This is a genomic window from Luteibacter sp. P1_D3, assembly GCF_056406135.1.
Genome location: NZ_JBFUAT010000019.1, coordinates 38417 through 58534 on the forward strand (window position 1 = coordinate 38417; position 20118 = coordinate 58534).

19 protein-coding genes and 1 pseudogene are annotated in these 20118 nt (G+C 64.8%); 8 read left to right on the forward strand and 12 right to left on the reverse strand.

Annotated features, from left to right (window positions below; translation table 11 throughout):
• The first annotated feature begins 291 nt into the window (after positions 1-291).
• Entirely contained in the window at positions 292-1878 is a 1587-nt protein-coding gene (locus tag AC1DYM_RS13305) for an inorganic phosphate transporter (protein ID WP_477339034.1), read from the forward strand.
• 75 nt (positions 1879-1953) lie between these two features.
• On the opposite strand, the gene AC1DYM_RS13310 is transcribed toward AC1DYM_RS13305, so the two are convergent.
• Together AC1DYM_RS13310 and AC1DYM_RS13315 are read right to left on the reverse strand one after the other, a co-directional pair.
• Entirely contained in the window at positions 1954-2868 is a 915-nt protein-coding gene (locus AC1DYM_RS13310) for a bestrophin family protein (protein ID WP_477339036.1), read from the reverse strand.
• A gap of 14 nt (positions 2869-2882) precedes the next feature.
• On the reverse strand, positions 2883-3239 hold the full coding sequence (locus tag AC1DYM_RS13315) for a 2-hydroxyacyl-CoA dehydratase (protein ID WP_477339038.1): 357 nt from the start codon (positions 3237-3239) through the stop codon (positions 2883-2885).
• 186 nt (positions 3240-3425) lie between these two features.
• Between AC1DYM_RS13315 and AC1DYM_RS13320 the strand changes: the two are divergent.
• Together AC1DYM_RS13320 and AC1DYM_RS13325 are read left to right on the forward strand one after the other, a co-directional pair.
• Positions 3426-3533, forward strand: a pseudogene (locus AC1DYM_RS13320) (AraC family transcriptional regulator); the annotation flags it as partial.
• A 34-nt stretch (positions 3534-3567) separates the two neighbouring features.
• Complete coding sequence (locus AC1DYM_RS13325) at positions 3568-4641, forward strand: alpha/beta hydrolase family protein (RefSeq protein ID WP_477339040.1); 1074 nt, start codon at positions 3568-3570, stop codon at positions 4639-4641.
• A gap of 105 nt (positions 4642-4746) precedes the next feature.
• On the opposite strand, the gene AC1DYM_RS13330 is transcribed toward AC1DYM_RS13325, so the two are convergent.
• The 4 genes from AC1DYM_RS13330 to AC1DYM_RS13345 form a co-directional block, all read right to left on the reverse strand.
• Positions 4747-5268, reverse strand: coding sequence for a hypothetical protein (locus AC1DYM_RS13330; protein WP_477339042.1), 522 nt, complete (start codon positions 5266-5268; stop codon positions 4747-4749).
• Between the two features lie 15 nt (positions 5269-5283).
• Positions 5284-5655 (reverse strand): BON domain-containing protein, encoded by a 372-nt coding sequence (locus tag AC1DYM_RS13335; protein WP_477339044.1) that lies wholly within the window; start codon positions 5653-5655, stop codon positions 5284-5286.
• A gap of 73 nt (positions 5656-5728) precedes the next feature.
• Positions 5729-6460 carry a 2OG-Fe dioxygenase family protein gene (locus AC1DYM_RS13340; protein ID WP_477339046.1) on the reverse strand — a complete coding sequence of 244 codons (732 nt, stop codon included), beginning with the start codon at positions 6458-6460 and terminating at the stop codon, positions 5729-5731.
• Positions 6461-6481: 21 nt separating this feature from the next.
• Positions 6482-8209: a L,D-transpeptidase family protein gene (locus AC1DYM_RS13345; RefSeq protein ID WP_477339048.1), complete on the reverse strand. Its 1728-nt coding sequence runs from the start codon at positions 8207-8209 to the stop codon at positions 6482-6484.
• Between the two features lie 152 nt (positions 8210-8361).
• Here AC1DYM_RS13345 and AC1DYM_RS13350 point away from each other — a divergent pair, with 152 nt between their 5' ends.
• Both AC1DYM_RS13350 and AC1DYM_RS13355 read left to right on the forward strand, forming a co-directional pair.
• Complete coding sequence (locus AC1DYM_RS13350; RefSeq protein WP_046968020.1) at positions 8362-9084, forward strand: murein L,D-transpeptidase catalytic domain family protein; 723 nt, start codon at positions 8362-8364, stop codon at positions 9082-9084.
• A 52-nt stretch (positions 9085-9136) separates the two neighbouring features.
• Positions 9137-9472: a hypothetical protein gene (locus AC1DYM_RS13355; RefSeq protein WP_477339050.1), complete on the forward strand. Its 336-nt coding sequence runs from the start codon at positions 9137-9139 to the stop codon at positions 9470-9472.
• A gap of 77 nt (positions 9473-9549) precedes the next feature.
• Here the strand turns inward: AC1DYM_RS13355 and AC1DYM_RS13360 are convergent, their stop codons facing one another.
• The gene (locus AC1DYM_RS13360; protein WP_477339052.1) at positions 9550-10200 is read right to left on the reverse strand and encodes a glutathione S-transferase family protein; all 651 of its coding nucleotides are present in this window, start codon (positions 10198-10200) and stop codon (positions 9550-9552) included.
• 92 nt (positions 10201-10292) lie between these two features.
• Here AC1DYM_RS13360 and AC1DYM_RS13365 point away from each other — a divergent pair, with 92 nt between their 5' ends.
• A complete protein-coding gene (locus AC1DYM_RS13365; protein ID WP_477339054.1) occupies positions 10293-10859 on the forward strand; it encodes a TetR/AcrR family transcriptional regulator in 567 nt (188 codons plus the stop codon).
• Positions 10860-10930: 71 nt separating this feature from the next.
• Here AC1DYM_RS13365 and AC1DYM_RS13370 read toward each other — a convergent pair whose 3' ends face one another.
• Both AC1DYM_RS13370 and AC1DYM_RS13375 read right to left on the reverse strand, forming a co-directional pair.
• Positions 10931-11710 carry a 4'-phosphopantetheinyl transferase family protein gene (locus tag AC1DYM_RS13370; protein WP_477339056.1) on the reverse strand — a complete coding sequence of 260 codons (780 nt, stop codon included), beginning with the start codon at positions 11708-11710 and terminating at the stop codon, positions 10931-10933.
• Between the two features lie 22 nt (positions 11711-11732).
• Entirely contained in the window at positions 11733-14273 is a 2541-nt protein-coding gene (locus AC1DYM_RS13375) for a mechanosensitive ion channel domain-containing protein (RefSeq protein WP_477339058.1), read from the reverse strand.
• A gap of 151 nt (positions 14274-14424) precedes the next feature.
• Between AC1DYM_RS13375 and AC1DYM_RS13380 the strand changes: the two genes are divergently transcribed.
• Positions 14425-15573, forward strand: coding sequence for an alpha/beta hydrolase (locus AC1DYM_RS13380; protein ID WP_477339060.1), 1149 nt, complete (start codon positions 14425-14427; stop codon positions 15571-15573).
• Between the two features lie 2 nt (positions 15574-15575).
• Here the strand turns inward: AC1DYM_RS13380 and AC1DYM_RS13385 are convergent, their stop codons facing one another.
• Both AC1DYM_RS13385 and AC1DYM_RS13390 read right to left on the reverse strand, forming a co-directional pair.
• A complete protein-coding gene (locus tag AC1DYM_RS13385) occupies positions 15576-17441 on the reverse strand; it encodes a beta-ketoacyl-[acyl-carrier-protein] synthase family protein (protein ID WP_477339062.1) in 1866 nt (621 codons plus the stop codon).
• 82 nt (positions 17442-17523) lie between these two features.
• Positions 17524-18423 (reverse strand): alpha/beta fold hydrolase, encoded by a 900-nt coding sequence (locus AC1DYM_RS13390; protein WP_477339064.1) that lies wholly within the window; start codon positions 18421-18423, stop codon positions 17524-17526.
• Positions 18424-18605: 182 nt separating this feature from the next.
• Here AC1DYM_RS13390 and AC1DYM_RS13395 point away from each other — a divergent pair, with 182 nt between their 5' ends.
• Positions 18606-18989, forward strand: a complete 384-nt coding sequence (locus AC1DYM_RS13395; RefSeq protein WP_477339066.1) for a nuclear transport factor 2-like protein — start codon at positions 18606-18608, stop codon at positions 18987-18989.
• A gap of 15 nt (positions 18990-19004) precedes the next feature.
• Here the strand turns inward: AC1DYM_RS13395 and AC1DYM_RS13400 are convergent, their stop codons facing one another.
• Positions 19005-20084 (reverse strand): permease, encoded by a 1080-nt coding sequence (locus tag AC1DYM_RS13400; RefSeq protein WP_477339068.1) that lies wholly within the window; start codon positions 20082-20084, stop codon positions 19005-19007.
• Between the last annotated feature and the right edge of the window lie 34 nt (positions 20085-20118).

The following is a 20118-nucleotide window of genomic DNA, read 5'->3' on the forward strand; positions in this document are numbered from 1 at the left end:
CAGGCTTCCGTTGTACATGCTCGGAACGTACCAGTTATGCGAGGTCATCCCGGAGCTCTTGCAACTTGCACAAGCGCCTTGGGACACCGAGCTTTCAAAACAGCTTGTAGTGAGTACGACGTTGCGGCTCTGGGCGCTTTTTGTCATGGGCCGGCTTCATCAAGAATTGCTCAAAGCACCTTCCCCCACTGGGGCCAGTACCTGATGCCTGTTCAGGTTGATTTTCACTGACTGACATAAGACGGTCACACCGCCTTGTTACCTCTGGTCTGTCTTAACCGGAGGCGCACCATGAACAGTACGGTTTTGAGCGAGCCGAGTGCCGGCTCACCGCTTACCCGCTACCTGAGCCTGGGGGTGTTCGCCGCCGTCATGCTCGTCGCAGCGATCTACGTCGGTTCGCAGCTGAGCCACGACCTCCACGTCGCGCCCACCAGTCCGACCTTCGAATATTTCCTGCTCGGCATCGCGTTGCTGATCGCCCTGGGCTTCGAGTTCGTCAACGGATTCCACGACACTGCCAATGCGGTGGCGACGGTGATCTATACACGCTCACTGCCGGCGACCTTCGCCGTCGTGTGGTCGGGCGGCTGGAACTTCGTTGGCGTGATGATTTCCAGCGGTGCCGTCGCTTACGCGGTGCTGCAATTGCTGCCCATCGCCCTGGTGCTCAACGTGGGTTCGTCCGTTGGCTTCGCCATGGTGTTCGCCTTGTTGCTGGCGGCGATCATCTGGAACCTCGGCACCTGGTACCTCGGGCTTCCTTCATCGAGTTCGCACACGCTGATCGGCTCGATCATCGGCGTGGGCTTGATGAACCAGATGTTGAACGCCGGCAACGCCAATGCGGCAGTGGACTGGAGCCAGGCCCTCAGCGTCGGCAAGTCGTTGCTGTTTTCGCCACTGATCGGGTTCGGTCTCGCGTTCGCCTTGTTGATGGTGCTCAAGCGCTTCGTCAAGGCACCGGAACTCTACGCGGAGCCACATGGCGACCAACCGCCGCCGTTCTGGATTCGCAGCCTGCTCATCCTCACCTGCACCGGTGTGTCGTTTGCGCACGGCTCGAACGATGGGCAGAAGGGCATGGGCCTGATCATGCTGATCCTGATCGGTACGGTACCGAGCGCGTATGCGCTGAACAAAGCCGTGACGCCGGGCGAAACGCAGACGTTCGTCTCGGTGGCTCACCATGCCAGCGAAACGCTGACGAAGTACGCGACCGGTGCGCCGGCCGTGGCTTCGCCGCGCGATGAAATCGAGCACTACATCCAGACCAAGCAGGCCACGCCGGCGACGTTCTCCGCGCTGGTCGCGCTGACCGATCGCATCGGCGACCAGGTGGCCCAGCGTGCGTCGCTCGCCGACGTGCCGCAGGGCGAGATCAACAACGTCCGCAATAGCATGTACCTGAGTTCCGAAGCCTTGCGCTTGATGGCGAAGAGCAAGCAGCCGCAGTTCGCGCCGGAAGACCAGGCCGTGCTCGACAACTACCACGGCCTTCTCGACAAATCGACGAAGTTCATCCCGACCTGGGTGAAGGTTGCCGTGGCGATCGCCTTGGGCCTGGGCACCATGGTCGGCTGGCGTCGGATCGTACGTACGGTGGGTGAGCGCATCGGCAAGCAGCACCTTACTTACGCGCAAGGTGCCTCGGCGGAAGTCGTGGCCATGATCACCATCGGCGCGGCCGATCGATTCGGCCTGCCCGTGAGTACCACGCACGTGCTGTCGTCGGGCGTCGCGGGTGCGATGGTGGCGAATGGCTCCGGGCTGCAGTGGAGCACCGTGCGCAGCATGCTGATGGCGTGGGTGCTGACGCTGCCTGTGTCGATCGCGCTGGCGGCCGGGTTGTTCTGGATGCTGCTGAAGGTGTTCTGACCGCCGAGCTATCGGACCGATAACAGCAGACCGGTAGGAGCCGATTCATCGGCGATCCCGCGGCAGCGGGCGAGGTTATCGCGGAGCCATCGCCGATGAATCGGCTCCTACAGGAGCGGTGTCCAGCAGGGCTAGCAGGTCGGTTTTTACCGTGGTGCAGTAGGCATCCAGCGGCAGATCGTTCGGCAGGATGTCGAAGGGGTCCTCGATCTGGTCACCCAGGGCATCGAGGCCGAAGAACGTATAGGCAAGGACGCCGACGAGTAGCGGCGTGAACCAGCCGACCAGGGCGACCAGGCAGAACGGCAGCAGGAAGCAATAGATGTGCACCGTCCGGTGTAACAGCAGCAGGTAGGCGTAGGGCAGGGGCGTGCCCTGGATCCTCTCGCAGCCGCCGAGCACGTGGGACAACGTCCCCAGCTCCTTGTCGATGGCGGCCAGCAGGATGGGGCTGGCACCTTCGGCGCGTGCGGCTGTGGCGTAGGCCACGCCGATGTGCGCGAGCAGGGCGCTCGGCCGGTTGGGTGCCGCCATGACGGCGGCCAGTGTCTGCGGTGGCAGCCACGGTGCCAGGTCGGCCGAGGGATCCTTGGCCCGCAGGTAGTGCCGCATCGCATACGCGTAGGCGATCAGCGACTGCACGAGCTCACGCCGCGTATCGGCGCTGGCATCGGGCAGGAAGGACAGGGTCTGCCGGGTGAGGTTCCGTGACGCGATGATCAGCTCGCCCCACAGCGTGCGGGCTTCCCACCAGCGCTGGTAGGCCACCGTGTTGCGGAAGCCGAGGAAGATCGCCAGCGTCAGACCCATCAAGGTGAGCGGCGCGGCATTCAGGCCGACCTTCAGGGTATAGAGATGAAAATCCGCCCAGACCACGACGACCGACAACAGGATCGTGTACAGCACGCGCCGCCAGATCACCGGGACGATCGACCCGTTGAGGGTGAACAGGATGGAGCGGACGGTCGGGGTGCGCGAGTGGACGGTCATGGAGCGGCGACTTCTTACTCGGCGTCCGGCGCGGGCTTGGACCTTGGCTTGCGCGGCTTTGGCTCCGAGCTGGCAATCAGCGACTGCAGGTAGGCGATGCCTTCCTCAGGCGGGAACCAGGCCACGACGTCGGCGACGCTGAGGCCATAGCTCACGCGCAAGGCGTTGAAGGCGGCACGGGCTTCGGCCAGCGGGTCGACCTTGGGTGGACGGCCGCGGCGTGGCTTCTCGACAGGCTTGGCCGGGGCTACCTCGACGGGCTTGGCGACAGGTGCGGGCGGCGCAGGTGGCTTGCTCGCGGCATTCTGTCGGTCGAGCGCGGCGAGTTCGTCCTGGAACTGCTTGAAGTCATATTTACCGGACGAATTCATGGCACTACTTCGGTCGAAAGTGAGGCCATTGTCGCACGGTGGCCGCAATGATTCGTGTCACAAACCCCCGCAATCGCAATCAAGTGCGGTATCCGACACGGCGCTAGGATTGCGCCTACTTCGACAGGGACCGCCTCATGGCCGCCGCGCAGAAAGCCCTCTGGTACATCGAAAGCCACTTCGGCGTCGGGACTTGTGGCAGCCGACGCGCCTGACTTCGAACGCTACGATGCCGACTTCGACCCCCGGACTGGCATGGGTGGCGTCGAGATCTGGGTACCCCTGGTGCCCTGAGCATCCCATCCGTCACCAAGAGAGGGGAAACACCATGTCGATCCTTACCCGTGCCTGCCTGGCGCTGGCACTCACCTCGACCCTCGGCGTCGCCTCGGCGGCCACCGTGGGCGAGACTCACCGCAGCACGACGACGCCGACCGCCGCCATGCGTGACGCCTCGCACTCCGATGCGCTTGCCATCACGGTGTGGTACCCGGCGGTCGACGGGGCGAAAGAAGAACCGTTGGACATGGGCCCGCCGGGCCATCCGCTCTTTCTGGCCGGTCACGCCGCACAGGAGGCGGCCTTCGCGCCGGGACGTCATCCGGTGGTGTTGCTATCGCATGGTTTCGGTGGCACGGCGCGCATGATGAGCTGGTTCGGCACGGAACTGGCGCGTGCGGGCTATGTGATCGTCAGCGTGAATCATCCGGGCAACAACGGCATGGGGCCGATGACCGCGGCCGGTGCGGCGATGTGGTGGGAGCGCGCTGAAGACCTCAAGGCGGCGTTCGCCGCTGTTCGGAAGGACGGGGTCATCGCGGCCCACATCGATCCGTCACGTCTTGGTGTCGCGGGCTTCTCGGCGGGCGGATTCACGGCCTTCCTGTTGGCCGGCGCGCGCACCGACATTCCGCGCCTGAAAGCGTTCTGCGACAGCCATCCCGACGATGGTGTGTGCAAACCACAGAAGGAAGCGCCCGACATCAGCGGGCCCGCTCTGTATCACAAGGCTTACGACGATCCCGCTATCAAGGCGCAGATCGCGCATGCCGGTGACGATCATTCGATTCCGGGGGTGAAGGCGGTCTTTACCCTGGCGCCTGCGCTCGTCCAGGCCATCGCACCGGACAGCTTCGTGCGGATCCGAGTGCCCACGGCGATCATTGTCGGCGATAGCGACAAAGTGGCGGAGCCGGTGACTAATGCGGACATCGCGGTGAAGGCGATTTCCGGCGCGACCATCACGCGCCTGCCCGGAGTGGGGCATTACGATTTTCTGAGCACGTGCACGGATGCCGCAAAGGCGAGCGTGCCGATCTGTGCGGACGTGAAGGTGTCGCAGGCACAGACGCATGCCGAGGCGTTGGCGAAGGCAAAGACGCTGTTCGACGGAACGTTGTAGGAGCCGATTCATCGGCGATGGGGTGCTTGCGACACCCTTGCCCGCTGCCGCGGGATCGCCGATGAATCGGCTCCTACCAAAAAGCGACCAGCGCGGAGCTTTTGGTCAGGACGGGACGCTGGCTTCCGCGCCGCTGGAGATGTCGTCGGCGTTGTTACGTTTGAAGACATCCTTGGCGACATCGCGCTGGTGGCTGCTTTCGGTGTGTACCGAGATCAGGATGCTGCCTTCGCGGACCTTGGCGTCGTAACGCTTGGCCTCGAACTCGGGGATGCCCATGCCGACGAGCGCACCAATGATCCCGCCCGTGGCCGTGCCGACCGCGGCGCCACCGAGGGCGGCCATGATCGGGCCTGCGGCGATGAACGGACCGACGCCGGGAATGGCGAGTGCGCCGATACCGGCGAGCCAGCCGAGACCGGCGCCCACGCCGAGGCCGAGCACGCCGCCGGTGGTCGCGCCTTCGGGGGCCTTCGTGTGGTGTTCGTGGGCGAAGTCACGCGTACCGCGGCGGTCCGGGAGCAGCGCCGAGATATCGTCGCTGGTGAAGCCGGCCTGCTTGAGTTCAAGGACGATGTGTTCGGCCTGCTCGACCGTACGGGTGGTGCAGTAGACGGATGCTTTCATGAGGGGCCTCGCGGGTCAGTGTTTGGTATCGAGCTGGTTCTGGACGGTCGCTACACCGGGCACGCCTTTGACGATCGATTCCACGCGTGCTTTTTCGGCGTCGTCTTTCACCGGACCACGCAGGGTCACGGTGCCGTCCGAAGCGATGAACTTGATGTTGTGCGCGCTCATTGAAAGCGAGCTGTCGCCGACGATGGCCTTGCGCACGGCGGCGGCAACCTTGATGTCTTCCGCATCGTTGGGCTGGTCGAAGGGCGTCGTTTGCCCGCCATGCTGGTCGCGCTGGTTGATCTTGGTGTTGTCGACCTTGGGTGCGGCGTCCTGGGCGAACGCGGTCGTGGCCGCCAGAGCGGTGACAAGGAATAGAGCGGTGGTGCGTGTGGACACGGGGAGGCTCCGTGGCTGCGGTGCGCGCAGTACGCCTCAGATGCCGTGAAAGCCGGTGCAGCCGGCGCGACGATCAGGTTGCCCGGAAGGTCACGACCAGCACATCCCGGTGGGAGGCCTTGTTCTGATCCAGTGGCGTGACCGGCGTGACGCCGTGGAATACGCGGGGATCGTGGATCAGGGCGGCGTCGAACGCGTGGGCGAGCGTGAACTCGCCCAGGGAACGCCCGTCCGGCGCGTGGATCGTCGTCGTGCCGCTGGCGATGTTTTCGCGGTCGATCAGCAGTACCAGCACGTAGTCGACGCCATCGCGGTGACTGCCTTCGGGCGTCGGTTCACCGGCGGCGCCGGCCGTGGCTTCGATACGGAACTGGTGGACTTCCACGTGCCACTGGGCCACGTCCGGTGAGAGGCCACCGAAGAAGTCCCGGCAGAAATCGAGAATCGCGAGCAGGGTCGTGCTCTGCGCGATTTCCGGCAGCACCGGTGCGAACCAACGCTCTATGTCGCCTTGCAGCGTGTTGTACGACAGCGTCTGGAAGTGTGCCTGGTGCGGCCGGGCTTCCACATGGCCGAATCGCGACGCGGCGAAGACGGCATGGCGGCGGCGGCGAAACCGTCCGGTCGCAGCCAGGTAGGTGTCCGGCTCCAGCGCGTTCCAGCTGGAGGCGAAGGCCTCCCAGTCGGACAGGGGCGCGAGGTGCTCGACCAGCCGGCGCATGTCGCCGCCGTGCACGAAGGCGAAGCCCTCGTCCCGCACCTGGTCGTGGAGGGTGGCTTCGTTCGCTTCGAGGGGCACGTTCATCCGCGAAGTATACGGCCTCGCTCAGGGCGTATGCAGCGGCTGTGGCTTGTCCAGGGCGGCAAGCAGGGCGCCGTCGCGCTGGTAGACATCGGGCTTGTAGGCCAGCTTGCCGTCGTCGCCGATGTCCACGGTCCAGTAAGCCAGCAGCACCGGCACCGAGGTGGGTAACGTCACGTTCTGCGTCTTCTTCGTGGCGATGCGGTCGTCGATGGCCTGGCGATTCCACTTCTCGTCGTCATTGAAGAGCAACTGCACCAGCTCCAGCGGATGCTCCACGCGAATGCATCCCGAGCTGGTGTCGCGCTTGGCCTTGGAGAAGAGGTCCTGGTGGGGTGTGTCGTGCAGGTAGACCGAGAACGAGTTGGGGAAGCGGATCACCACCTGGCCCAGCGAATTACCCGGCCCGGCATCCTGGCGCAAGGTGATCCCACGCGGGTTGGACCAGTTCACACCCGACGCGGAAATCGTGTTGCCCTTGCTGTCGAGCACGCGAATGCGGTTGTTGGCCAGGTAGCTGCCGTTGGCGCGGACCTTGGGCAGGATGTCGTTCTTGAGGATCGTCGGCGGGACGGTCCAGGTCGGATTGAACGTGATGTAAGTGATCTGCGAGCGGAAGATCGGCGTGCTGCGATAGGGCTTGCCCACCTGCACGCGCGACTTCCACACCGGCTTGCCGTCGCGATAGAAACTGATCTTGTAACCCGCTACGTCGACGACCACGAAGGTCCCCTCCAGCGCGTGCAGCAACCAGCGTGCCCGCTCCAGGTTCACGCGGACCTGGCCGATGCGTGTATCGATCGGCACGTTGAGCGCCGTGAGCGTATCGGCACCCACGCTGCCATCGGCATCGAGGTATTGATCGGCCTGAAAGCGCTTCACGGCGTCGGTCAGCGGCGAATCGTAGTGATCGCCATGGGCGAGGGTCGGGTCGAGATAGCCGCCGGCGACCAGTCTCGCGCGGAGCGCGGCGACGCGGGGATCCTTCATGCCCGGCTTCAGCGACGGACCTTCGGGGACGGTGGGCCAACCGCCTTCTGCGGCGGTGGCCCGCAGTTGCTTGAGTGCGTCGCGCAACTGCGCGTAGAGCGGGTTCTGCGGCCGGGCCATCGCGAATGCCTGGTCGACACTCCCTTCGTCGATCGACGTCTGCAGCATGGACATGCCTTGCTGCGGGTCGAGCGCGGCGGGATCGAAGTTCCATGTCGGGTCGAGACGCACGGGATCGACCTTGCCGCGGGCGAGTTGGACGAGGGCCGTGATGTAGGCACCGGTCGCCGCCACGTCGAAGTCGGCGCGCTGCTGGGGCGAGGCGGTCGCCCAGTCCGCTGCCGCCGTGGTGGCCTGGAGGGCAGGGAGGTCGTAGTCGGCCGGAAGCAGGCCGTCGCTATCCAGGGAAGCCAGCCCGGCCAGCAGCTGCTGCACGTTGGCGGGATTCGCCCAGGCGGCCGTGAAGTGACGCTGAGCGTAGAAGTCGCTGACCGCCTTGCCCAGCGCCGCGTCGGGTCGGCTCAGAGGGCCGCCCTGCAGCGGTGTCATCTGCAGGACTCGGCCGTAGATAGCCGTGGCGACCAGGTCGTCGGCGGGTGGCGGCGTGGGTGCCGCGACCGTGGCTGTGCTCGCCGGAATCTGGGCGACGATGGGTGGCGGTGAGGCGGCGGAAGCGGCGGAAGCGGGCGTTGGCGGTGTCTGCGCCGCCGCGGTGAAAGGCACGATGGCAGCCACGAGCCATAAGTAAAGGCTACGTCGCAAGCATTTTTCCATAGTCATTATCAATCGATTCCAGATTCGGTGGCGGTGCTGCACGCTTTCACCTATATCAAGGGCAGGGATGTGACGGTGTTGTGGTCAATAAATGATCATCGCGTTAGGATGCCCCGTCGCAACACCACCCGGCTTACCGCATGATTCGATCGCTCCGTACGCTTCTGGCGTCCGCGCCGCTGCTCAGCGCCGCTCTTTTCTTCCCCGCCCAGGCCCACGCTGCCGACACGCTCGGCGATGCACTGGCCAGGCTGGCTCCTTCCGCCGACCCCAAGGTCATTGGACTCGCCGTCCAGGCCTCCGAGTGCGCGCAGACGCAGGGTGGTACGCCGTCGGACCGTCTGGCGGTGATCGATTATTCGAAGCCGTCGTCGGAGCCGCGCCTGTGGGTATTCGATACGGTGAAGCGAAAGCTGTTGTTCCAGGAACTGGTCGCGCACGGCAAGAACAGCGGTGACGCCAACGCCACGCGATTCTCCAACGCGCCGGAAAGCCTCGCATCCAGCATCGGCCTGTTCCGCACGTCGGATACCTACATGGGCAAGAACGGGTATTCGCTGAGGCTGACCGGGCTCGAGCCCGGTGTGAACGACCAAGCGCTCGCGCGCGCCATCGTGATCCACGGCGCCGCTTACGTGAATGAGGCGATGGCGAAGGTTGCCGGTCGTATCGGTCGCAGCTGGGGTTGCCCGGCCGTGCGCACAGCCATCGCGCATCAGCTGATCGATGCCCTCAAGGGCGGTCAGATGGTGTTCTCGTACTACCCGGACAAGCGCTGGCTCGCCTCGTCCGGCTACCTGAAGTGCACCAACGGGCAGCTGGCGCACGTCGAGGCCAACACGATCGCTCGCGCCGGTGGCTGATGGCGAGCGCCCGAACCCGCTAGAATCCCGAGACCTAACCGTGGAATCCAGCATGAAACACGTTCTTGCGATCGCCGCCGCCGTCCTCCTCGCTGGTTGTGCCACCAGCGGCATGAAGGACACCTTGCCGAAGCTCAGCAGCAAATCGAGCAAGACCGTGCCGGCCTACGTGCAGTGCGTGGTGCCCAAGTGGCAGGCCCTGAGCCCCGACGCCAAGGGCGATGCCAAGGACGACAAGGGCACGGTTACTGCCAGCAAGGACGGCGCTCACGAGCGCCTCGAAATTCGCGCCAACGGCTCGGGCGCGCAGGTCGTGATGTACGAACTGCAGAAGGTCAAGGGCGACTACAACAGCAGCTACCGCGACGAAGCGATCTCCTGCCTCTGATCGCCGGGCGCTCCGCCTCAATCGGTTGACTCGATGGGCCCGACTGGTTCGGGCCCATCGGCTATAGAGGCACGCGGTTAGCCGGCCGATGCCAGCTTCACGCTTTGCCTCGCATCGACGCGATCTTTCCACGCCCTCAGTGCCACGAGCGATTCGGGCACGGGGATCTGCGCGTAGGCCGCGAACAACAGGCCGCCGATGACCGTGGTATCGGCCATCGAGAACGTCTCACCCGCGACGTACGGCTGTGTCTTGAGCACCTCGTCGAAGTAGCGCATGCCGGCCTCGGCCTTCTCGCGATGCATCTGACCCCAGTGTGCGCGTCCTTCCCATTCGGGGCTCTTGTAAGGTAGGAGCGCATCGCCCAGGCCCGCCGTGGCGTGATGGAAGTAGATGCCGATAGCGTCGATCAACTCCGACTCTGCACGCTTCTGCATCATGTGGATCGTGGCTTTGCCAAGCGGCGTGGTGCCGGTGAGCGTGGGATGGCCGTCGAGGTTGTCGAGGTATTCGGTAATCGCTGTGCATTCCGACAGGTAGGTACCGTCGTCGAGCTCCAGCACCGGCACGGTACCGGTCGGGTTGATGGCGAGGAACGGCGGTTGCTTGTGTTCGGCAGCCGGCAGATCGACCTTGACGAACTCGACCTTGTCGAGAAGGCCCTTTTCGGCGAGGACGATGCGGACGCGGAGCGGATTGGGGAAGCCGGGGATATCGTGGATTTTCATAGCGTACCTATCTAGTGATAGATAGATCGTGAACCTTGCAATTGCGACTGTCAACCCCTATCAATCGGTAGATAGCTAAGAGGACGTGCCACATGAGTTCCCCCGACACCCGCCAGACCATCCTTTCCGTGGCTCGGAAAATGGTCCAGTCACGCGGCTATTCCGCGTTGAGCTTTCGCGATATCGCCGCGTCCGTGGGGGTGAAGAGTGCGAGCGTGCACTATCACTTTCCGACCAAGGGATCGCTGGGCTCCGCACTGGCCCGCGAGTACACCGATGAGATGGCGGCTTATCTGGCAGGGGTGCTGGAGGCGAGCAAGGACGCCGCGGGTTTCATGGCGAAGTACGTCGACATATTCCGTGGCGCGCTGGTCAACGAGAACCGCATGTGCATGTGTGGCGTCATGGCCGCCGAGCGCGACGAACTGCCGGAAGAAGTGCAGGCCGAGGTCGAGCGTTTTTCCGATACCAATGTCGCATGGTTGGCGAAGGCACTCGAGCGCGACGGCGTGAAGGTGTCGGCGAAAGTGAGGCAGGGACGGGCACTGGCGATCTTCGCTGGGGTCGAAGGGGCGCAACTCGTGGCGCGCAGTCGTGGCAGCGCGGCGGTTTACGATCAGGCGATTGCGGCGATGCGGGTAGCCGGGCTCATTCCGTGAATCAATAACCAGGGAAGGCACGGATAGGGATTCGTTGGGTCTCGCGTGGCCGGTCGGCGCGATGGCTGGCCTCACCAGACGAAACTGGTGAGGACGGTGTCTGCATCGAGGCATTGCGTGCGAAGCGTGTACCGCCGTCCTTGGGGGRGCGCAGGTGCAAGCGAGCGTGTGAGGACCAACTCGATCGTGCCAGCCGACGTATCCAGCGCCACCAGCTCTACGGCATCGAAGTCGAAATACGCACCGACGCTGGCAAAGCTGCCCTTGAAGAAGCTCTCCTTCGCCGAAAACGCGAGGGTCAAGAGCATGTCGTAAGGCAGTTCGGCGTCCATCGTGCGGAGAAAGGATTGTTCGGCAGCGGTCACCACGGTGGCCTCCACGGATTCACGTGTTTCGGGCGCGATCCGACGCTCGATGTCGATGCCGATGCCGTGGATGCCGTCGCTTGCGACAGCGCGGGGTGATTGAGCGACGACCGCAGCCGCATAGCGGCCTGCATGTGTGATGCTGCCAACCATGCCGTGGGGCCAGATCGGCTGCCGCATGTCGCCGATGCCGATCGTCACAGCGCCGCCCATCGCTTCCCGAGCCGCCAACCGCCCCATCAAGAACTCAGCCTGACGCTTCCGAACACTTCGCCCGATATGCTCAGGCATCGCCACGCCGAGTCGCTTGAAGGCTTCGACGTCAAAGGCCTCGACATCGTAGGCAATCAAGACCGCAGGCGGTACCGAAGGCCGTTTCCATCCCAGGTCGACGGAACATACGTCCACCAGGCCGGATGCCCGCCATTCGTCGGAAAGCGGGTGCCTGTTAGGCGTCATGCGAGGATCGGGCTCGATGTGGCTCATGGAGCAAGAGCTTATCGCACTATCACGCCGACTCCGGACCGACCGGCTTCGCTTCCAGAAGCAGGCTGCTACGCGGATTCGAGATGACGATACCGACTTCCCGGAAGCGCTCCAGGATGCGACGGTTGAGTTCACGCTGGACGCCCCAGCGCCCCTTGTCCGTGCAGCTGATCTGTCCAGCCAGGGCGAACATGCCGCCATCCACCGCGTCCACGCCCCAGACTTCCATATCGGCAAGGATCTGCGGCGCGAACGCCGGATCGGCGCGCAGGCCCGCCCCGATGGCCTTTAGCTCGGCGATTGCACGCGCAACATCGGTTTCGTACGCGACGGCGACGCGCATGGCCGCATTACCGATGCCACGATTGGTGTTGTTCACCGTGGTCACCGAGCTGAAGGGGACGATGTAGAGCGAGCCGTCGCCGCCGCGCAGGCGCACCGTGCGGATCGAAAGGTACTCCACGGTGCCCGACACATCGCCGACCGTCACCGTATCGCCGACCTGCATCGCGTTCTCCATCAGCAGGAAGATCCCGGTGATGAAATCCTGCACCAGCTTCTGCGAGCCGAAACCGACGGCGACGCCGATGATGCTCGCGCCGGCCAGCAGCGGTGTCGTGTTGACGCCGATCTGGTTGAGTACCGTCAGGCCGACGATCAGCACGATGGCAACGAGCAGACAGGTGCGCAGCATCGGCAGCAAAGTGCGCAGGCGTGCGGCGCGAACGATGTCGCCGGCTTCCTTCCAGCGCGAGAGTCGGCGCTCGACACTGGTATTCGCCGCTTCCCACACCACGACCGCGATAGTCGCAGCGACGAGGATCGTGACGAGCGCTGAGGCGAGACTGCGACCGATGGTGCCGCGCGAGAACCAGTCGAGCGCATCGACACCCCAGACCTGGAGCAGGGCGATGACGGAGCAGGCGACCAGGATGGCCGTGACGATGGCACGTACGAGCGGGTAGTAGCGTTGCGCGTGCGCCTTTCGCGCCGCCGCCTTGGCCGCGTCGTCGCCTGCCTCCGCGCCCGGAGGCTGGAAAAGGTGGCTAACGCCACCGAGCACCAGTACCGCGACGATGCGCGCGCAGATCACGACCGCCGCGGTCACACCGACGAAGTGCAGCAGTTTGGGAAAGCCATCTTCCACGCCGAGCGCCCAGACGAACCAGGCGCCCATGACCACCACGGCGGCCAGCACGGGCCAGACCTCCGCCAGCCAGTGCCTCAAGGTAGCGGCAGGGCCGGCGACCGTCGATGAGCCGGCGATGGCGACAGCCACCGGGCGCCGGAGCTTGAACAGCAGCACGACCAGCATGACGTGTATCGCCAGCGAGATCGCCTTGATGAAGACGAGGCGTTGTTCGTCGGACGCGCCAAACTGCGCGAGTGCGTTGGCCAGCGCGAAGCCGACGGTGCCCACGATCAGGATGGCGCGGAACCAGCCGATCATCAGGCCCGCCGTCCGCTCGCCGACCCGAATCAGCCGCAGCCCGTGCCCGACGGGCGATACCAGCAGACGAAGTACCGACATGCCAATGCGTGCCGTGACATAGCCGTCGACGAAACCGCTGACGACGCTTTCGACGCGCGCATCGTGGTTCATCCAACGAAGCAGCAGGCCGGCCACGATGAAGAACACCACCACCGGGACGAGATCCAGAAACAGGGTCGCCAGGGCAAACGGAAGATGGTGCAGCGTGCGCCAGTGATCCGCGTTTTCGTGAGTCTCGGTGCGGGCGGTAGCGGCAGCGCGGGAGGTATCGGACGGAGGCTCGGCGGCAGGTGGCCCGCCAGCGGCACCCTGGCCCGCTTCGACGGGAACGGCCTCGACGTGTTCGATCCCTTCGCGCTGCGTCCTTACCAGGGCGACATCTGCAGCGACAGGCTGAACAGCGGCATCGGAGACGGTGACCGCGGCGTCTGGGTGCAGGCTTGGCGACGGCGCCGGAGGCGCAGCGGAGAGCGCCGCACGTGCGCGTTCATCGGCATCCTCCGCGTGGGCAAGAAGTCCGCGTCGCGGGCGTGCGAGCAAACGAAAGAGGCCCCACTCGCTGGCCAGACCCAGGCAGAAAACCAGGGCGAGCACAAGTACCAGCTGTCCCAGCAAGGCACGCTGCTCCCCGCGCGCCGCATTGCTGGCGGTCTGCCGGGCTGCTTCCGGCAAGGTAGCGACCACACGCCGAAGCTGGGCGAGCTGACTGCCCAGACCCTCCTCCCAGTGGCCGACGCGGCGAAGCATGCGGGCGATGAGCCCGTCTTGTTGCAGTGGGATGGCGGTGGCCGTCGTGGCGGGCGCTGTTGCAGCGGCGGCGCTCGACGTTGTGGCTGCCGGGGATGGTGCCACCGGGGCGGCGACGGCTCCGGGCGCTCCTGCCGCAATCGCCTGCAGGGTGCGAATTGCTTCGGCACGCTTATGTTCGTCCTGCAGCACCTCCGCGGCGCGGCGTGCATCGGATGGCGAGAGGGTGGGCGTTGTCGCCGCATCCTGCGCAAAAAGCGGGGTTGCGGCGAGTGTGACCAGCAAGAGGCAGGTCTTGGCGAGATGTACGGCGATACGGTGCATGTGATGAACCGGAACAGGGGCAATACCCTCAACCCTCGGCGAAGCGAGCGGCATCGTCAATCGAAGCTGTGTGAAAAGCCATGAATGACTTCCAGCAGGTCCCTGGCGTCGGCCATGTCCCGATACTCGGCCTAAGAAGGGGGTGTTCACCATGTTCGGAAAGGTACTGCTTGCCGTCATCATGATTGCCCTGTGCGCTCCGGCAATGGCCGCGAACGACATGGCGAAGAGTTCCCCGTTCAAGTTCACCGAAGCGCCTGGTCCGCACACCGTTGGCTTGCGCGTCGTCGATCTGCACGACGCATCGCGTCCGTTCGGCAATGATCGCAGTCGTCTGCTGCAGACGCTGGTCTGGTACCCGGCCAAAACGAATGCGTCCTCACCGATGACCGTCGGCGATTATGTGCGACTGACGCTGACCGAGCCGGAACTTCATGCAAAATGGATGTCCCGTGTGGGCTCGTCGCTCGCGACACCGCTGCGTGCGAATCGCGATGCAAGCGCGGCGGCAGGACGGTATCCCGTGGTCATCTACGCGCCGAGCGATTCATCGGTGTCGTGGGAAAATGCGGATCTTTGCGAGTACCTTGCAAGCCATGGCTACGTGGTCATCGCCAGCCCGAGCATGGGCGCGAAAACCCGCGACATGACCGACGACCTGCCTGGAATCGAAGCGCAGGCACGCGACATTTCGTTTCTGATCGACTACGCGAAAACCCTTTCCGACACCGACATGTCGGTCGTCGCGGTTGCATCATTCAGTTGGGGCGGCATCTCCGATGTGTTCGCCGCCGCGAAAGATGATCGCATCGATGCGTTGATATCACTCGACGGAAGCAAGCGTTACTTCCCGGGACTGGTGAAGCAAGCAGGCTACGTCCATCCCGAAAAGCTGCCCATTCCGCTAATTGCCTTCACGCGCGGGGAGATCACGCTTGAAACCGTGGCCAGCCAGTTGAGCGCCCCGGACAACATCGGGCCCAGCGTGCTCAATGCGTGGACGCATGGCGACCTCCTGACCGTGGAAATGGTTGCCATGGCGCATCAGCAGTTCAGCTCGATGCTCGAGCGGCGCCCCACGCACTATCTCGATGACGAACTCCCTGGGTATACCTGGGATGAAGGCAGCGCCGGTTATCGTTGGGTGGCGCGTTACACGCTCTGGTTCCTGGACGCCTATCTCAAGCACGATGCATCGTCGCTGGCACGGCTCAAGGCCGCCCCAGCGACGAACGGTGTACCACGTCATGTCATGAACGCATCATTCCGTGCGGCGAATACGCCGAACGCCGTGCCCTGAGCTCAGTCCAACCCCGCCCAGCGATGCTTCTCGGCCATCGCCAGGGCCAGCTTCGGTCCGCGTCGCGCTGCACGCTCACGCTTCTCGCGCTCGCTGCGAAGGGTCGGCCATGCCGCGAGATAGGCGGCCAGCACATCGGCATCGCACTGGTAGCGTGCAAACGCTTCGGCCGTGGCCGAACGTAGCGCGACGGCGCCGTTGTAGCCGCCAAAGCCCTGGGTAGCGCAGATCGCGCCGCCATTGGCGTTGCCAGGCGACGGCTCGGCCTGCAGATGGAAGTGACTGGCGATTTCAGCGAGATCCGGATCCAGGCGGCGTAGCGTGGGCACGCCCGGCGCGGTGCGACCGAGCACGAACTGCACTGCCTGCGACATGGCTTTCAGGCCGGTCTCGCCCATGGTGTGGCCGTCGCCGACCGCCTTGGGTGTGCCGACGAAGAGACGCGGCAAGTCATCGGTGTGGCCCTGACGCTGCGCGGCACCACGCAGGCCTGCCAGCGCCGTGCCGAGATCCGTCTTGGAATTGGTGCGCGTTCCGGTGGCATGTGCCGCGAGGTACTGGAAATCGCCGACACCGTAGTCGTGACCCTTGAAGGCCATGTCCAGTGCCTGGACCAGTGCATTCTCGCCGCCGAAACCGACGCCGGCAAAATGCGCCTTGCCGCCGGCTTCGCCACTCTGGCCCCAGCCGACGATGATCGAGGTGATGTCCAGCTGGTTGCGCAAGGCGAACTCGAGTGTCGTGACCAGCAAGCCCGAGCCACCGTGGCCGACCACGGTACCGTCCGCGTCGATGTCGAAGGGGGCGAGCGAGTCGTGCACGCTGCGCACGTTGCCATCGGCATGTGCGGCGTTCTTCGTGGCCAGCTTGTCGCCGGTCATGAGCGCGCCGCCACCGAAGGCTTCGAGGATGCCGTAGCGCGGTTGCAGGGCGGCATCGGCTGCGGTGAGCAGCACCATCTGCGGCTTGTGGAAACCGGGGTAGTCGAACAGCATCTGCGGTGCGATATCGGCCAGCGCGATGAGGCTGGATGCGCAAGCGCCTACGGCGGTCATCGGCGCCTGCGGCACGCGGGTGTAACCCACATCTTCCGAACGCAGCGATTCGCGCAGCTCGGGATTCTYGAGTACGCGGCTGATGCTGAAGCTCGGCGCGAGCATGGTCGAGACCAGCGCTGGCCCGTGCGAGCCGAGCGAGTGAGCAAGGCGCACCGCGAAGGTGTCCTTGGGGATGCCGCCTTCGGGCAGGGGTGCATCCGGACGCAACCATTGGCCCAGCGCATCCATGCCACCGAAGGCCGTCGCCGTAGCGACGCGGAAGTCGAACGGGTTAGGGACCAGTTCGGACAGCGGACGCGGCAGGCCGGCGAGCGCACCCAGGGCACCGTAGGCGAAGAGTTGCGCCTGCAGCGAAGGGCTGAGGAGCGGGTCGTCCTGGAACAGGCCGTGCATATCCTTCAGCCCGGAGCCACGGATGTCCTCGTAGCGCAGGCCGGCCAGACGGCGCAGACCGACGGTTTCCAGATCGTGCGGCAGCGGGGCGGCGATATCGGTCACCACGCGTGGGGCCAGCTCGCGCACACCGGGCACATGCCGGATACCGCTGTTGGCGCGGAGGGCATCGCCGTGCAGGCGCTTGAGCTCCTCCAGCGTGACCGGCGTACCAGCAAGGTCGCCGGTGGCCCAACGCATGCCGTCGGCGGCGCTGGCGGCCTCGGGGTCGATCTCCACCAGGCCGGCGTCGAACGCGGCAAGAGGAAGGAATTCGTCCGACTGGGCCACGAGGGCCTGGTAGGTTTCCGTCGAGCCCACGGCCGAAAGGGTGCAGGCCGTGCCGACGGTGACGAGAACTTGGTCGCTTCTCAACATGTTTTTGGGTACGTAGTGAAACAAACGAGTCACATAGTATATGCGTCGGGCCCCGCCTCTGGCGCCCCGGCGCGTTCGGTGTTCAGCGAGCCTGCTTGTCCAGGAAAGCGAGCACCAGCGCGGCGATCTCGTCGTTCTTCTCGTCCCACGGGAAATGGCCGGCCTCGAGCAGATGTACCTCGGCGGTCGGCACGTCACGCTTGTACGCCTCGCCGCCCGGGCCGATGAACGAGGGATCGTTCTTGCCCCAGACCACGAGGGTCGGCGGCTTGTGCGCGCGGAGCCAGGCCTGCYAGGCGGTATAGCAGGCCACATTGGTCCGATAGTCGTACAAAAGCGCCGACTGGATCTCGCGCTGGCCGGGGCGCGACAGGTGCGCGAACTCATCGGTCCAGGTGTCCGGGTTGTAACGCTCCGGATGCGAGCTGCCCGCGGTGTGTCGCTGCTCCGTCGCCGTCTGCGAAACGAAATTGGCGAAAACCTCCGGGTGCGCCTTCGGGTCCTTCCAGTATTCGGCGATGAGCGCCCACTTCTTGCCCAAGCCCTCCTGGTATGCGTTCGCGTTGGAGACGATCAGTGCCTGCACGCGTTCGGGATGCTTGACCATGATGCGGAAGCCCACCGGGCCGCCGTAGTCGTGCAAGTAGAGCGAATACTTCTTGAGGCCCAGTTGTTCGAGCAGCCCGTTAGTCGTCTCGGCCAGATGATCGAAGGTGTACGAGTACGTCGACGGGTCCGGCGCGTCGCTCTGGCCGAACCCGGGATAGTCCGGTGCGATCAGGTGATAGCGCGTGGCCAGCAGCGGGATGAGGCTGTCGAACTGGCGCGACGACGAAGGAAAGCCGTGCAGGAGCACCAGTACCGGCGCATCCTTCGGGCCGGCTTCGCGATAGAACACGCCCACACCATCGACGGTGACGCGATGGTAGGTCGTCGTGGCGTTGCTGGAAGGAAGTGGATCGGCGTGGGCAAGGGAAGCCATGATCATTCCGGCGGCAAGTAAGGCGAGGGTCTTCATATCGGCGTTCTCTTCGACATACCTCCGCAGTATCCCTCCGGATAGCCGCTCGCGGAGCATTTTCAGGCCATACCTTGGGTTGATGTCCGCGATGACCGGAAAGTGCTAGCGTCGGGCGAGGCAGTTTCCGTCTTGGGAGGTGCGGGATGAACGAGCTCGACATCCGCTCGGCGATCGACGAGCACTGGGCCGCCTCCGCGGCAGGCGATCAGTTCGCCGAACACCTGATCTACCACGACGATGCCATCTGCGAGTACCCGCAGTCGGGAGAGATCATCCACGGACGTCACAACCTCCAGGCACTTCGCAGCCACCATCCGGGCAAGCCCTCGGGATTCAAGGTGCGACGGATCGTCGGGCAGGCGCACCTCTGGGTGACGGAGTACATCATCACGTACGAGGGCAAGTGCGCCTTCACCGTGAGCATCATGGAGTTCCGCGACGGCAAGGTGGCGCACGAAACGCAGTATTTTGCGGATCCGTTCGATGCGCCCGCGTGGCGCAGTCAGTGGGTTGAAGTGCGAACGTAACTTGGCGAACGCGAATCAACGCATGCCGAGGCCTGCGGCGATCAACCCGGCCAGCACGCCGAAGGCAACGACGGCCGCGGCAAGCGACAGCAGCAGGCGCAAGGGTAGGGAACGCGCCAGCATCGCCATCGACGGCAGGCTTACCGGCGGCAGCGTGAACAGCAGGGCCGCCGCTGGCCCCACGCCCATGCCCAGGGCCAGCATCGCCTGCACGATCGGCACTTCGCCGGCGGTCGGAATGACAAAGAGCATCCCTGCCACGGCGAGTGCGAGGATCCAGAACCACTGCTCACCGACGGCCGGCCCGACGTGCGGGAACATCCAGGCGCGTGCGGCACCGAGTAGCAGCACGATCACGATGTATTCGGGGATCAGGCGCACGGTCATCCGCACGAAGACGGTGAGCCACCGGCGACCGATCTCGGCCAGGGACTGGCCTTCGTTGTCGGACGCCAGGTGGTCGGATGCCCGGTCGACAGGCGCCGTCGTGGCGTGCATCGTGCTGTCGTCGGTGACGAAGCGATTCGCCAGATAGCCCAGGCCGAAGACCATCGGCACGCTCAACACGACACGCAGCAAGGTCCAGTTCCAGCCGAGTACGAAGCCGGTGAATACCAGCGTCGCCGGGTTCAACATCGTATTGGCCAGCCAGAACGCGACAGACGGTCCGGCCGCCGCACGTTGCTTGCGCAATCCCACTACGACGGGCGCGGCGCAACAGGTGCACATCATGCCGGGGATGCCCATCAGGCCTCCGGCCACCGTGCCGGCAAAGCTGGAACTGCCCAGCGCGCGCTGCACCCAGCTCGCCGGAATCAGGGCCTGCAGGGCCGAGCCCAGCAGCAGGCCCAGGACCATGGCCTTCCAGATGGCCTTGCCGTAGGCCAGCGCGTAACCGAGCGCGGCGCTCCACGACGGGTCGGGTGCGCTCGAGGCGTCGCCCATCAGGATCGACTTGCCGATGGAATGGTGCGACGCGGCGTCGAAGGCGCGTCCGTARTAAGGAAACCACTTCACGTAGAAGAGGCCAGCGATGGCCAAAAGGAGAAAGACGGACCAGCGCACGGTACGGGTACTACGCACAGCGACAGGCATGTCATCCTCCCAGACATTCGTCTATGGTTATGCT